The sequence below is a fragment of the Pseudomonas sp. 3MAES_34.3B genome, assembly GCF_058145875.1.
The window spans coordinates 1,056,902-1,070,523 of the sequence record NZ_CM176960.1; the positions used below are offsets into that span (position 1 = coordinate 1,056,902).

Consider the following 13,622-nt stretch of genomic DNA (forward strand, 5'->3'; position numbering starts at 1 on the left):
GTACTTCCAATGGCTCGAGTTCGGCAAAAACGCAAGCCGGTGGCCGAGATGAACGTGGTGCCTTACATCGACGTGATGTTGGTACTGCTGGTCATCTTCATGGTTACCGCACCCATGCTCAATCAGGGCGTGAAAGTGGACTTGCCCAAGGTGTCCAGCGAGGCCTTGCCGCAAGACAACAACACCCAGGTGCTGACCATTTCCATCAAGGCGGATAAAACGTACTACTGGAACGTGGGCAGCGAAGTCGACACCGACAAGCAGCAGGCACGCGCCAGTACCTTGCCACAAATGACCCAGGCGGTGACTGCGATCATCAATCAGGGCAACGATAACGGCAAAAAGACCCAGGTGTTCATCCGCGGCGACAAGGCCGTCGACTACGGTGCCGTGATGGGTGCCATGGGCGGCCTGCAGAAAGCTGGCGTGGGTAATGTCGGCTTGATCACCGAGGCCCCGTGATGCGACATCGAGAGCCTTCCGCCTCGGAAAACTACTTCTGGCCCAGTGTGTGGGCCGTCGCGTTGCATGTGCTCATTTTCGGCATGCTGTTCGCAAGCTTTGCCATGACGCCGGAGCTTCCACCCGCCAAGCCTATCGTTCAGGCCACGCTTTACCAGCTCAAGTCCAAGAGCCAGGCCACCACACAGACCAACCAGAAGCTCGCTGGCGAGGCGAAGAAATCCGCCGCGCGCCAAACGGAAGTCGAGCAGATGGAAACCAAAAAGGTCGAGCAGGAGGAAATAAAGGCGGCGGAACAAAAGAAAGCCGAGGCCGCTCAAAAGGCCGAGGCTGCCGCCAAGGCCGACGAAGCCAAGAAAGCCGAGGCCGCTGCGAAGGCTGCGGACGCTGCCAAGGCCGCCGATGCCGCCAAGGCCGCCGAAGCGAAAAAAGCCGAGCAGGCCGATATCGCCAAGAAGAAGGCCGAAGACGAGGCGAAGAAACAGGCCGAGGAAGACGCGAAGAAACAAGCGGCTGAAGACGCGAAGAAGAAAGCTGCGGCGGATGCTGCCAAGGCAGCCGAAGACGCGAAGAAAAAAGCAGCTGACGACGCCAAGGCCAAGGCGGCCGACGAGGCGAAAGCCAAGGCGGCGGAGGAGGCCAAGAAGAAAGCGGCTGCCGATGCGGCCAAGAAGAAAGCGCAGGATGCTGCACGCAAGGCTGCCGAAGACAAGAAAGCCCAGGCGCTAGCGGACCTGTTGTCCGATACGCCGCAGCGTCAACAGGCACTGGCGGACGAGCAGGGCGATGAAGTCGCGGGCAACTTCGATGACCTCATCCGCTCACGGGCTGCCGAAGGCTGGGCTCGCCCACCGTCGGCGCGCAAGGGGATGACCGTAGTGCTGCAGATCAACATGTTGCCGGACGGTACCGTCACTAATGTCAGCGTCGCCAAATCCAGCGGCGATGGCCCGTACGACAGTTCCGCGGTGGCGGCAGTGAAGAACATTGGCCGGTTGACCGAGATGCAAGGCCTCAAGCCTGCGGATTTCAACCCTTACCGTTCATTCAAAATGACATTCACACCTGAGGATCTTGCGTTGTGATTAATCTTCTCCGAGGCCTGCTTGTCGTGCTGTGTTGCGCGGCGGGGTTCGCCAGCGCCGATGAAAAAAACATTATGGTCACCAGCGGTTCCGACCGTGCCACCCCCATCGCGGTCGTGCCGTTCGGCTATCAGGGTGGTGCGCTGCCTGACGACATGGCGCAGATCATCGGCGACGACCTGCGCAACTCGGGCTACTACGCACCGATTCCGCGGCAGAACATGATCAGCCTGCCCTCCCAGGCCAGCGAAGTGATCTTCCGGGATTGGAAAGCCCTGGGCGCGCAGTACCTGATGGTGGGTAATATCGTGCCAGCCGGCGGCCGGCTTCAGGTTCAGTACACACTGTTCAACGTGGCCACCGAGCAACAGGTCAGCACCGGCAGCGTAAGCGGCGGTATCGACCAGTTGCGCGACATGGCCCACTACATCGCGGACCAGTCGTTCGAGAAGCTCACCGGCATCAAGGGCGCGTTCTCTACCCGCATGCTGTATGTCACCGCCGAGCGCTTCGGTGGTACCAACACCCGCTACACCCTGCAGCGTTCGGACTACGACGGTGCACGTGCCGTGACCCTGCTGCAATCGCGCGAGCCTATTCTCTCGCCGCGTTACGCGCCGGACGGCAAGCGCATCGCTTACGTCTCCTTCGAGCAGAAGCGCCCGCGTATTTTCATCCAGTACGTGGATACCGGCCGCCGCGAGCAGCTGACCAACTTCGAAGGCCTCAATGGCGCACCGGCGTTCTCGCCTGATGGCAATCGCCTGGCATTCGTGCTGTCGAAAGATGGCAACCCGGAAATCTACGTAATGGACCTGGGCAGCCGCGGGCTGACCCGAGTAACCAACAGCCCGGCAATCGATACCGAACCCTTCTGGGGCAAGGACGGTTCCACTCTGTACTTCACCTCTGACCGTGGCGGCAAGCCGCAGATCTACAAAACCACGGTTGGCAGCGGCAACGCTGAACGGGTGACTTTCGTCGGCAACTACAACGCAAACCCTAAACTGTCTGCCGACGAAAAGACTTTGGTGATGATTCATCGTCAAGATGGCTTCACCAATTTCAAGGTGGCTTCGCAAGACCTCGAGCGCGGTAACGTGAAGATCCTCACGGACTCGAGTCTTGATGAGTCGCCTACTGTTGCGCCCAACGGCACCATGGTAATCTACGCCACCCGCTCGCAGGGCCGGGGAGTCTTGATGCTCGTGTCCCTCAATGGACGCGTAAGGCTCCCGCTTCCTACCGCTCAAGGCGAAGTCAGAGAACCTTCCTGGTCCCCTTACCTGAACTGATGCGGCGCACAACGTTATACTTAACACACTGGGGTTCATTAGGAGTTTCACGATGGAAATGCTGAAGTTTGGTAAATTCGCTGCGCTGGCCCTGGCCATGGCTGTAGCTGTAGGTTGCTCCTCCAAGGGCGGTGACAACGCTGGTGAAGGCGCTGGTGCTGGTGCTGTCGATCCAAACGCTGGCTACGGTGCAAACACCGGCGCCGTCGATGGCAGCCTGAGCGACGAAGCCGCTCTGCGCGCTATCACTACCTTCTACTTCGAATACGACAGCTCCGACCTGAAGCCGGAAGCCATGCGTGCCCTGGACGTCCATGCCAAGGACCTGAAAGCCAGCGGTGCTCGCGTCGTTCTGGAAGGTAACACCGACGAGCGCGGTACCCGCGAATACAACATGGCGCTGGGTGAGCGTCGTGCCAAGGCTGTTCAGCGTTACCTGGTTCTGCAGGGCGTTTCCCCAGCTCAACTGGAAGTTGTTTCCTACGGCGAAGAGCGTCCAGTCGCTACCGGCAACGACGAGCAGTCCTGGGCTCAAAACCGTCGCGTCGAACTGCGTAAGTAATTCGTCATGCGAGCGTGCCGTCGTGCTTTAACTGCTATCGCGCTTGCCCTGCCGTTTTCGGTATGGGCAGCGGTTCCCGTGGTTGATGGAAGTGGTGCCGGAAACGGCAGCAGCTATCCGCCCTCAGGTTATGGCACGAGCGGCGCCTACGCCGGGACGGGGGTCTCATCGGCCCCGGTCTCGGCGCAGGGCGAGCTGTTCATGCAGCTGCAACAAATGCAGGAAGACATTGCCCGCTTGCGCGGTCAACTGGAAGTCCAGCAAAACCAGATCCAGCAAATGAAGCAAGAAGCACTGGATCGCTATCAGGACCTCGATCGCCGTATCGGCGCGGGTGCACCTGTGCAACAGCCGGCAGCTCCTGCCGATGCTTCCCAGAATTCCGCCACTGGCGGTGCCCCAGGCGCCGACATGGCTGCGGCGGGCGCGCCCGTCGACCAGGCTGCTGCCAGCTCCGAGCCGGCAGACCCCGCCAAAGAGAAACTCTATTACGACGCAGCCTTCGACCTGATCAAGGCCAAGGACTTCGACAAGGCGAGCCAGGCGTTCGCTGCGTTCCTGCGCAAGTACCCCAATAGCCAGTACGCGGGTAATGCCCAGTACTGGCTTGGCGAAGTGAACCTGGCCAAGGGGGACCTCCAGGGTGCCGGCCAGGCGTTCGCCAAGGTAAGTCAGCTATATCCCAAGCACCCCAAGGTGCCTGATGCCATGTACAAGCTGGCCGATGTCGAGCGCCGCTTGGGCCACACCGACCGGGTGAAGCCCATCCTGCAACAGGTTATCAGCCAGTTTCCGGGCACCGCCGCAGCACAGCTCGCCCAGCGAGACCTTCAGCGGCTTTGATCGTACCGATGAAGCTTCATGAACGAACCCGCGCATGGCGCGGGTTTTTTCGTTAGAATCTTCGCCCCTTATCAACAACCCTTACCTTTCTGGCCATGCCAAAGGGTGGGGGTGCTTGCGGAGGCGGGTGGCCTGTTTAGCTGCTACGCCCGTGGCGACCATGTCTGACACTCTACGCATTACCGAAATATTCCACTCGCTTCAGGGCGAGACCCGTACTTCTGGCCTGCCCACGGTGTTCGTGCGCCTCACGGGTTGCCCGTTGCGCTGCCAGTATTGCGACAGCGCTTACGCATTCAGCGGCGGCACACTGTTCAGCCTGGACAGCATCATGGAGCAGGTCGCTGCCCTGCGGCCACGCTATGTCTGTGTGACCGGCGGCGAACCGCTGGCCCAGCCTAATGCCATCCCGCTGTTGCAGCGGTTGTGCGACGCCGGCTATGAGGTATCGCTCGAAACCAGCGGGGCATTGGATATCAGTGCAACCGACATTCGAGTAAGCCGGGTAGTGGACCTGAAAACACCAGGCTCCCGTGAATGCCACCGCAATCGCTATGAAAACGTCGCCTTGCTTACCCGCAACGACCAGGTGAAGTTCGTGATCTGCTCGCGCGAGGACTACGACTGGGCAGTGTCCAAGGTCATCGAGTACAACCTGAGCGAACGAGCCGGTGAAGTGCTCTTTTCTCCCAGCCATCACGATTTGAAAGCCAGCGAGCTGGCAGACTGGATCGTCGCGGACAACCTGCCGGTTCGCTTCCAGTTCCAGCTGCACAAATTGCTCTGGAACGATGAGCCCGGCCGTTGAACCCCGCTGAACGAGGAACTTCCTGTGTCTGACAAGAAAGCCGTTATCCTGCTGTCCGGTGGGCTGGATTCTGCCACCGTGGTTGCCATGGCCCGCGCCGACGGGTACGCCTGCTACACCATGAGCTTCGACTACGGCCAGCGCCACCGCGCCGAGCTCGACGCCGCCGCCCGGGTGGCCCGGGACCTCGGTGCGGTCGAGCACAAGGTAATTGGTCTCAACCTCAACGGTATCGGCGGCTCGGCGTTGACCGACAGCAGCATCGCTGTCCCGGAAGCGCCAACCGAGGGGATCCCTGTCACCTACGTCCCTGCCCGCAATACCGTTTTCCTGTCACTCGCGCTCGGCTGGGCGGAAGTGCTGGGTGCGAGGGATATCTTCATTGGTGTGAATGCCGTGGACTATTCCGGGTATCCCGATTGCCGCCCCGAGTTCGTCGAGGCGTTCGAGCGCATGGCCAACCTGGCCACCAAGGCCGGCGTTGAAGGGCAGGGCTTTACCATTCGCGCGCCGCTGCAGAACCTTAGCAAAGCCGACATCGTGCGGGCAGGCCTGCGCCACGGGGTGGATTACAGCCTGACGGTTTCCTGCTACCAGGCTGATAACGACGGTCGCGCTTGCGGCAAGTGCGACAGTTGCCGGCTGCGGGCTGAAGGCTTCGTGGCGGCTGGCGTGGCGGATCCCACCCGTTACCAGTGACTTTTTTGCCTGACTGGGGTTGATTACTGCTTAGAAATCAGTATGATGCGCACCACCAAGAGGGTCGTTAGCTCAGTTGGTAGAGCAGTTGGCTTTTAACCAATTGGTCGTAGGTTCGAATCCTACACGACCCACCATATTCAAGAGGCACCGCCAAGGCGGTGCCTTTTTCGTTTCCGGCCCTTCAGTTTGCTATACCTGCATCCGATAAAGGAATTGCCGTTCCCTCGTGCACCGAGGCGCCGGAACGTCAAATGGTCTGATTGGTTGCGGTCGAACGTTATGCAAATTGCCACCCCTCCGTTGAATGAAACAGCACGCTTGCGCATGCTGCACAGCCTCGACCTGCTGGATACCCCGGCGGAAGAATGCTTTGACCGTGCGACCCGCCTATTGGCGCAACTGCTGCGGGTGCCTATTGCGCTGGTGTCGTTGGTAGATGCCAACCGGCAGTGGTTCAAGTCCAAGGTTGGGCTGGATGTCTGCGAAACTTCGCGTGACATCGCATTCTGCGCACATGCCCTGGCTTCCCGGCACATGCTGCTGGTGGAAGACGCCTTGGCAGATGACCGCTTTGCGGATAACCCGCTGGTGACTGGCGCCCCGCACGTACGGTTTTATGCCGGGGTGCCCCTGAGTACGACCGATGGGTTGGTGCTGGGCACGCTGTGCGCCATAGACACAGTGCCGCGCCAGCTTTCAGATGCCGAGAAGGCGGGAATGACAGACCTTGCCCGCATGGTTGAACGGGACCTCTTGCAGCGCTCTGTTGCCCGGGACGTTCGGCGTGTAAATGAAGACGAGCGGCAAGCCAGGGCGGTGGTGGAAGCTCGGTTTGCGACCGTCTTTCAACAGGCGCCAACCGGCAAGGCGCTGGTAGACCTCAGCGGCCGCTTTACTGAGGTGAATGCCAAGCTTTGCGAACTCACAGGCTATAGCCGCGCTGAGCTGATGAGCCAGACGTTCGTCGCTATTACCCATGCGGACGACCTTCAGGCTGATTTGTCGCTGCACGCCGAGCTTCTGGAAGGTCGCCGAAACACCTATTCTCTGGAAAAGCGCTACATCCGCAAGGACGGTACCGCCGTTTGGGTCGAGCTTAGCGTTGCATTGGTACGCGATGCCCGGGGGGAGCCCGAGCATCTTATCGCGGACATCCTGGATATTTCGCTGCGCAAGCAGGATGAAGCCCTGCTCAAGGATTACCAGGCCGAGCTGGAGCGGCGGGTGCAGGTTCGTACGGCAGAACTCGTGAGAAGCCGCAGTACGTTACAGACGATCACAGACAACCTGCCGATCCTTATCTCTCACGTGGACAAGGACTTGCGCTACCTCTTCAACAATGACGTGTACCGCCAGGTGTTCGGTGTGGCCCCTCAGGCCCTGGTAGGGCGGCGTATCCAGGACGTGCTCGCTCCGGCACTTTATGAGGAACTGCTGCCCTGGTTCAAGCGGGCACTGGCTGGCGAGCGCGTGGTGAATGATCATGTGCACTATGTGGCTGACCGCACGCGTGTATGGGCCGCCACCTACATCCCTGACATACGCGACGGCGAGGTTCACGGCTTCTTCGTGATGTCCCAGGACGTGACCGAGCGCAAGCAGGTAGAGCGATCGCTGCGCGACAAGGCCATGCGCGATCCACTCACCGGCCTGCCGAACCGCCGGGCGCTCACGGAGTTGTTGGCGCAGCTGGGGCAGCAGCCTGCGCCGTCGTTTGCCATGCTGTTCCTTGACCTTGATGGGTTCAAGGCCGTGAACGATGCGTTTGGCCACGACGTGGGTGATGAGCTGCTAAAGGAAGTGGCGCTACGGTTGCAGCACACGGTTCGCAAGGCCGATTTTGTGTGCCGCCTGGCGGGGGATGAGTTCGTTGTGGTGGCTGAAGGCGTAGGGAGCGAGGCCATTGCCGGGCAGATTGCCGAAAAGGTGTGCTCGGCCCTGGCCCAGCCGTTCCTGCTCAGTGCCGGTACCGCGGACATCAGTGCCAGCGTAGGTGTGGCGCTGCGTTCATGCCATCCGCTGGACGAGCTGGACAACATTCTTAACTTGGCAGATGCCGCCATGTATGAGGCAAAGCGGCGTGGGCGCAATGGCTACCGGGTAGCCAGCGGTGATGCTCGGCTACCGGTAGCAACGTGACCTAGAAGATGAACTTGAAGAGCGCGATCACCACGATCAAGCCGATCAGGAAAATGATACCGACGGTACCGCCCAGGAACTTCAGCATGGTCTTGCTCCTTATCCGATGTGTAGGAGATAGACCATGGCATTGCGCGTTCCGTTTCCTTCAATCGAAGCGCTGAAGCCGCGCAAGGCTTCAATCAGGCGGCTTTGGGGCTATTCGGCGTGCCTGGCGCCAACGAACGTGAGCGATGCGAAGTACGCATAGCTATCAATATTGCTGTCACCCTTTACTGGAACCAGGGCTTCGGCCGCCAGAACGTTCAGCCCTTCATTGCGGATGGTGATACTGACCCGGCCGTTCGCGTCGGTTTTACCGCTTACCGTGCCAGGCGCGCCACGGTAATCCGCGAACACGTCCACATCAGCCATTGGCTTGCCGGCGGACAGTACCTTTACCGGTAGCGCCTGGCCGGGCTTGAGCGTGGCTGGGTCTACCTCGGGCACAATGACCAGGCCAAGCTGGTCCAGTTTTGGCAGTTGCTGGTAAGGGCCATTCACGGCGACGGTGTATTTGGTGGCCTGCATCGACTGCTTGGCGTCTTTTATCTCCTTGCGCCCCTTGTTTTCCCAGCGGCCGTCTTTGGTTTCGCTCCATACGCCGGCGTCGAATTCCACAGCGGTTATCGTGGCTGGGCTGGCAGGCGCCAGGCGAGCATGGTCGGTGAGCCGTTCGATGGTGAGAGGAACCGGCTTTGCGTCCGCCGCCCACGCCCAGCCCGCTTTTACCGCAGCCGGCTCGAAGGCATCGTCTTCGGCGCCTTCGCCAAAGACCACCTCGGTATGGCCGCGGCGTTGTTCCGTCCACAGGCCATGCGCCTGGGCGGCGGTCGCGAACAGAAGGGGAAGGGCAATGAATAGGGCGGACAGGCGGACAGGGTTCATGAGCGTTTCTCTAGATTCAAGCCGGCAATCCTACCGACAGAGCCTTCCCGGCGCCTCGGCTACACTGTTACCGAATATTTAAGCGGCAGTCACCTTGCCAGGGCCTGATCCCTCTGCTAGGTTTCAAAATGTTAACGATGACATTCTGTACAAAAACAAGAAAACCACAGGGTCCCTCGCATGAACAAGCATCCTCGGCTTCGCTTCGCCCGCACGTTCCTGTCCGCTGCGCTTTTTGTCACGCTTCCTTTGGCCGCCAGCGCCGCGCCCGCTCCGCTGAAGATCGGCGCCTCGTTCCAGGAAATCAATAATCCTTACTTCGTGACCATGAAAGGCGCCCTCGAGGACGCGGCCGGCAGCATCGGCGCGACCTTGCTGGTCACTGATGCCCGTCACGACGTGTCCAAGCAGCTCAGCGACATCGAAGACATGCTGCAGAAGGGCATCGATATCCTGGTGATCAACCCTACGGATTCGGTCGGCGTGCAGTCGGCGGTAAAAATGGCCCATGACAAAGGTGTGGTCGTTGTGGCCGTGGACGCCCAGGCCGAGGGGCCGCTGGATGCCTTTGTAGGTTCGAAGAACTTCGACGCAGGGGTGCAGGCGTGCCAATACCTGGGCGAGAAGCTAGGGGGCAAGGGCGACGTCGCCATCCTCGACGGCATCGCTGTGGTGCCAATCCTGGAGCGTGTTCGAGGTTGCAAGGAAGCCCTGGGCAAGTTCCCGGGCATCAAGATCGTCAGCACTCAGAACGGCAAGCAGGAGCGGGACCAGGCCCTGAGCGTGACCGAGAACATGCTGCAGGCACAGCCCAATCTCAAGGGCCTGTTCAGCGTGAACGACAACGGTTCGCTGGGCGCCTTGGCGGCCATCGAGGCCAGTGGCATGGACGTAAAACTGGTGAGCGTGGACGGCGCGCCCGATGCCATCAAGGAAATCCAGAAACCAGACAGCAAGTTCATCGCCACCTCTGCACAGTACCCGCGAGACCAGGTGCGTATTGCCCTGGGGCTGGCGCTTGCGCGCAAATGGGGTGCGCAGGTACCCAAGGCGGTACCGGTAGACATCCTGCTGGTGGACCGCGACAAGGCCAAGACCTTCACCTGGTAACCGCGAACGCTGAACGAGTGACAGCCGAGGTGAGTGATGGGCAGCCTTTTGCAGCTGACGGATATTTCCAAGCGATACCGCGGGGTGCACGCCCTCAAGGGGATCGACCTGAGTGTGGAGCATGGGGAGATCCATGCGCTGCTGGGTGAGAACGGCGCCGGCAAATCCACCCTGATGAAGATACTCGTAGGGGTGGAGCATCCTGACACCGGTACGATCGAGTTCGATGGCCAGGCCCGGCGCTTCGCTACCTACCACGACGCGATCGCCGTGGGCATCGGCATCGTGTTCCAGGAATTCAGCCTGATCCCCTACCTCAACGCGGTGGAGAACATTTTCCTGGGCCATGAGCAGGTCGGCCGTTTCGGCCTGCTGCGCAAGCGGCACATGCGTGAGCGGGCCGCGGCGTTGTGCGATCGGCTTGGGGTGGACATCGATCTGAGTTGCCCGGTGCAACATTTGAGCGTAGCCCAGCAGCAATTTGTGGAAATAGCCAAGGCGTTGGCGCTTGAAGCGCGCCTGCTGATCCTTGATGAGCCCACCGCCACGCTTACGCCTGGCGAGGCCGAGTTACTGTTCGATGTAATGCGCGAACTCAAGCGCCAAGGGGTGGCGATGATTTTCATCTCCCACCACCTCGAGGAAATCTTTGAAGTCTGCGACCGCATCACAGTGCTGCGCGATGGTGCCAACGTGGGCGGCATGGCGACTGCCCACAGCGATCTGGATCAGCTGGTGGAGATGATGGTAGGCCGCAAGCTCGCCAACAGCTTTCCACCAAAGCCTGAGTACGCGCAGGGCCAGGAAATCGTGTTGGACGTCAAGCGCCTTCGGCTCGCCCGCAAGGGGCCGGAAAACAGCTTCACGCTACACCGCGGTGAAATCCTCGGTTTTGCCGGGCTGGTCGGCTCAGGCCGCACGGAACTGGCCTTGGCAGTGATCGGCGCCTTGCCCAGCGTGAGCCGGGAAGTGACCCTGAACGGCTCGCCGGTGAACCTGAAGGACCCGGCCGCCGCCTTGGCCAACGGTATCGGATTGTTGCCGGAAAGCCGCAAGACCGAAGGTTTGGTGCTGGACTTCAGCATTCGCGAAAACATTTCACTGAACAACCTCGGCAAGTACGAGCGCGCCACCGGGCTGATAGACCGTGGGCAGGAGCGCGACAGTGTGGCCGGGCTGATGAAAGCCCTGGCAATAAAAGCCCCGGGCCCGGAAAGCCTGGTGATCAACCTCAGCGGCGGCAATCAGCAGAAAGTGGTGATCGCCCGCTGGATAAACCATCACTGCACGGTGCTGATCTTCGATGAGCCCACGCGCGGCATCGACGTGGGCGCCAAGGCCGAAATCTACGGCCTGATGCGCAAACTCACCGAACAGGGCTACGCCATCATCCTGATTTCCAGCGAGCTGCCTGAGATCATCGGCATGAGCGACCGCGTGGCGGTATTCAACAAGGGCGCCATTGTTGCCACCCTGCAGGGCAGCGCCATCAATCCTCAGGAGGTCATGCGCCATGCGACCGCAAGCCAGCGATCTGAACGCGTCCATTGAAGCGGCTGCACGCCCGCGCCACCGACCAGGCGGCGACCTTGCCCGGCAACTGATCCGCTCCCCGGCGTTCTATCCGTTCGTGGGCCTGTTGCTGGTAACAACCTTCATGATCTTCGCCAGTGATAACTTCCTCACCGGCGCCAACCTGGAGAATATCGTTCGGCAGGTGTCCATCAACGCGATCATTGCCGTAGGCATGACGTGCGTGATTCTCACCGGTGGCATCGACCTGTCCGTAGGCCCGGTGATGGCGTTGAGCGGTACCGTCAGCGCCGGTTTGCTCGTGGCAGGCGTATCGCCGCCCCTGGCCATTGGAGCGGGGCTGGCGATTGGCGCCGGCTTCGGGGTGGGGAATGGCCTGCTGGTGGCCTATCTCCAGATGCCGCCGATTATCGTAACGCTCGCCACCATGGGTATCGCGCGCGGCCTTGGGCTGCTGTACACCGACGGTTACCCCATCTCCGGCTTGCCCGAATGGTTCGCCTGGTTCGGCCGGGGCAAGCTGCTCGGCGTGCAGGTGCCGATCCTGATCATGCTGCTCACCTACCTGTTGGCCTGGGTGATGCTGCAACACACCCGCATGGGGCGCTACGTGTATGCCATTGGTGGCAACGAGGAGGCTGTACGCCTGTCCGGGGTGCGCGCGGGGCGGTTCAAACTGCTGGTGTATGTAATCAGCGGGTTCACCGCTGCGGTGGCGGGGCTGGTGTTGTCGTCGCGGCTGATGAGCGGCCAGCCCAACGCCGGTGCCTCCTTCGAGCTGGACGCCATTGCAGCCGTGGTGCTGGGCGGTGCGTCCATCGCCGGTGGCCGCGGGGTGATCCTCGGCACCCTGGTAGGCGCCATGCTGCTGGGCGTACTCAATAACGGTTTGAACATGCTCGGCGTTTCGCCGTACGTCCAAAGTGTGATCAAGGGCGGGATCATCCTGCTCGCTATCTTCATCAGCCGCCAGCGCCGCCGCTAGGCGCACGTTCCATATACCCAAGGGCAGTTCGCACGGCTGCCTGGGTCACTTCGCCTTCAAGAAAGGAACATCGTCATGGAAAACAACACAGAGAACACCATGCAAGCCGTTGTGTGTCACGCACCCAAGGACTATCGGCTGGAGCGTATCGGCAAGCCTCAGGCGCGGCCGCTGGAGCTGGTGCTGCGCATCGGCGCGTGCGGCATCTGCGCCAGCGACTGCAAATGCCATTCGGGCGCCGCGATGTTCTGGGGCGGGGAAAATCCGTGGGTGAAGGCACCCGTAGTGCCGGGCCATGAGTTCTTCGGTTACGTGGAGCAGGCCGGGGAGGGCGCCGAGGAACATTTCGGCGTGAAGGTGGGCGACAAGGTGATCGCAGAACAGATAGTACCCTGTGAAAAGTGCCGCTTCTGCAAGAGCGGCCAGTACTGGATGTGCGAGGTGCACAACATCTTCGGCTTCCAGCGCGAAGTGGCCGAAGGCGGCATGGCGCAGTACATGCGCATTCCCCGCACGGCCATCGTTCACAAGATTCCGGAGGCCATTTCTCTCGAAGACTGTGCGCTGATCGAGCCCATGTCCTGCGCGATCCATACCGTGAACCGTGGCGACGTGCAGCTGGACGACGTGCTGGTGATCGCCGGGGCGGGCACACTGGGGCTGTGCATGGTACAGGTGGCGCACCTGAAAACCCCGCGCAAGCTGGTGGTGATCGACATGGTGGACGAACGCCTGGAGCTGGCGCGCCAGTTCGGCGCAGACGTGGTAATCAACCCCTCCCGTGACGACGCCAAGACAATCATCGCCGACCTCACCGACGGCTACGGCTGCGACGTATACATTGAAACCACCGGCGTGCCGGTGGGCGTGACCCAAGGCCTGGAGCTGATCCGCAAACTCGGCCGCTTCGTGGAGTTCAGTGTGTTCGGCGCCGAAACCAGTGCCGACTGGTCGATCATTGGCGACCGCAAGGAGCTCGACGTTCGCGGCGCGCACCTGGGGCCATACTGCTACCCCATTGCCATTGACCTGTTCGAGCGAGGCCTGATTACCTCCAAAGGTATCGTGACCCACAGCTTCGGCCTGGACGATTACGCCGAAGCCTTCGCGCTTGCTGACTCTACCCGCTCGATCAAAGTGCTGCTCAAACCCGTGGGGCAGGGCTGAGGCC

Annotated in this window: 14 protein-coding genes and 1 tRNA gene; 13 read left to right on the forward strand and 2 right to left on the reverse strand. The window is 60.9% G+C overall.

Translation table 11 applies throughout. From position 1 onward, the window contains the following. Window positions 1-9 precede the first annotated feature (9 nt). From tolR to AC3Z8Y_RS04790, 9 genes are all read left to right on the forward strand, one after another. Window positions 10-462 (forward strand): protein TolR, encoded by a 453-nt coding sequence (gene tolR / locus AC3Z8Y_RS04750; RefSeq protein ID WP_490088665.1) that lies wholly within the window; start codon window positions 10-12, stop codon window positions 460-462. Beyond that, the gene (gene tolA, locus AC3Z8Y_RS04755; RefSeq protein ID WP_490089935.1) at window positions 462-1,547 is read left to right on the forward strand and encodes a cell envelope integrity protein TolA; all 1,086 of its coding nucleotides are present in this window, start codon (window positions 462-464) and stop codon (window positions 1,545-1,547) included. Before tolR ends, tolA begins: the two co-directional genes overlap by 1 nt. After that, complete coding sequence (tolB, locus tag AC3Z8Y_RS04760) at window positions 1,544-2,842, forward strand: Tol-Pal system beta propeller repeat protein TolB (RefSeq protein WP_490088666.1); 1,299 nt, start codon at window positions 1,544-1,546, stop codon at window positions 2,840-2,842. The genes tolA and tolB overlap by 4 nt, the downstream gene beginning before the upstream one ends. Before the next feature lie 52 nt (window positions 2,843-2,894). Then, window positions 2,895-3,404: a peptidoglycan-associated lipoprotein Pal gene (gene pal, locus AC3Z8Y_RS04765; RefSeq protein WP_181117258.1), complete on the forward strand. Its 510-nt coding sequence runs from the start codon at window positions 2,895-2,897 to the stop codon at window positions 3,402-3,404. 6 nt (window positions 3,405-3,410) lie between these two features. Continuing rightward, window positions 3,411-4,247, forward strand: coding sequence for a tol-pal system protein YbgF (ybgF, locus tag AC3Z8Y_RS04770; RefSeq protein ID WP_490088667.1), 837 nt, complete (start codon window positions 3,411-3,413; stop codon window positions 4,245-4,247). Window positions 4,248-4,407: 160 nt separating this feature from the next. Further along, complete coding sequence (gene queE, locus AC3Z8Y_RS04775; protein ID WP_490088668.1) at window positions 4,408-5,055, forward strand: 7-carboxy-7-deazaguanine synthase QueE; 648 nt, start codon at window positions 4,408-4,410, stop codon at window positions 5,053-5,055. A gap of 24 nt (window positions 5,056-5,079) precedes the next feature. After that, window positions 5,080-5,754 (forward strand): 7-cyano-7-deazaguanine synthase QueC, encoded by a 675-nt coding sequence (queC, locus tag AC3Z8Y_RS04780; protein ID WP_490088669.1) that lies wholly within the window; start codon window positions 5,080-5,082, stop codon window positions 5,752-5,754. A gap of 61 nt (window positions 5,755-5,815) precedes the next feature. Next, window positions 5,816-5,891: transfer RNA gene (locus AC3Z8Y_RS04785), tRNA-Lys, on the forward strand. A 145-nt stretch (window positions 5,892-6,036) separates the two neighbouring features. Beyond that, a complete protein-coding gene (locus AC3Z8Y_RS04790) occupies window positions 6,037-7,896 on the forward strand; it encodes a bifunctional diguanylate cyclase/phosphodiesterase (RefSeq protein ID WP_490088670.1) in 1,860 nt (619 codons plus the stop codon). Window position 7,897: 1 nt separating this feature from the next. Here AC3Z8Y_RS04790 and AC3Z8Y_RS04795 read toward each other — a convergent pair whose 3' ends face one another. Both AC3Z8Y_RS04795 and AC3Z8Y_RS04800 read right to left on the reverse strand, forming a co-directional pair. After that, a complete protein-coding gene (locus AC3Z8Y_RS04795; RefSeq protein WP_442087941.1) occupies window positions 7,898-7,984 on the reverse strand; it encodes a small membrane protein YohP in 87 nt (28 codons plus the stop codon). 110 nt (window positions 7,985-8,094) lie between these two features. Continuing rightward, window positions 8,095-8,823 carry a DUF4198 domain-containing protein gene (locus tag AC3Z8Y_RS04800; protein WP_490088671.1) on the reverse strand — a complete coding sequence of 243 codons (729 nt, stop codon included), beginning with the start codon at window positions 8,821-8,823 and terminating at the stop codon, window positions 8,095-8,097. 180 nt (window positions 8,824-9,003) lie between these two features. Between AC3Z8Y_RS04800 and AC3Z8Y_RS04805 the strand changes: the two genes are divergently transcribed. The 4 genes from AC3Z8Y_RS04805 to AC3Z8Y_RS04820 all read left to right on the forward strand — a co-directional run bounded on the left by AC3Z8Y_RS04805 (window position 9,004) and on the right by AC3Z8Y_RS04820 (window position 13,618). Continuing rightward, window positions 9,004-9,933, forward strand: coding sequence for a substrate-binding domain-containing protein (locus AC3Z8Y_RS04805; RefSeq protein WP_490088672.1), 930 nt, complete (start codon window positions 9,004-9,006; stop codon window positions 9,931-9,933). Between the two features lie 36 nt (window positions 9,934-9,969). Further along, window positions 9,970-11,484 carry a sugar ABC transporter ATP-binding protein gene (locus tag AC3Z8Y_RS04810; protein WP_490088673.1) on the forward strand — a complete coding sequence of 505 codons (1,515 nt, stop codon included), beginning with the start codon at window positions 9,970-9,972 and terminating at the stop codon, window positions 11,482-11,484. Further along, on the forward strand, window positions 11,447-12,451 hold the full coding sequence (locus AC3Z8Y_RS04815; protein ID WP_490088674.1) for an ABC transporter permease: 1,005 nt from the start codon (window positions 11,447-11,449) through the stop codon (window positions 12,449-12,451). Before AC3Z8Y_RS04810 ends, AC3Z8Y_RS04815 begins: the two co-directional genes overlap by 38 nt. A gap of 75 nt (window positions 12,452-12,526) precedes the next feature. Beyond that, on the forward strand, window positions 12,527-13,618 hold the full coding sequence (locus AC3Z8Y_RS04820) for an alcohol dehydrogenase catalytic domain-containing protein (protein WP_490088675.1): 1,092 nt from the start codon (window positions 12,527-12,529) through the stop codon (window positions 13,616-13,618). Window positions 13,619-13,622 lie beyond the last annotated feature (4 nt).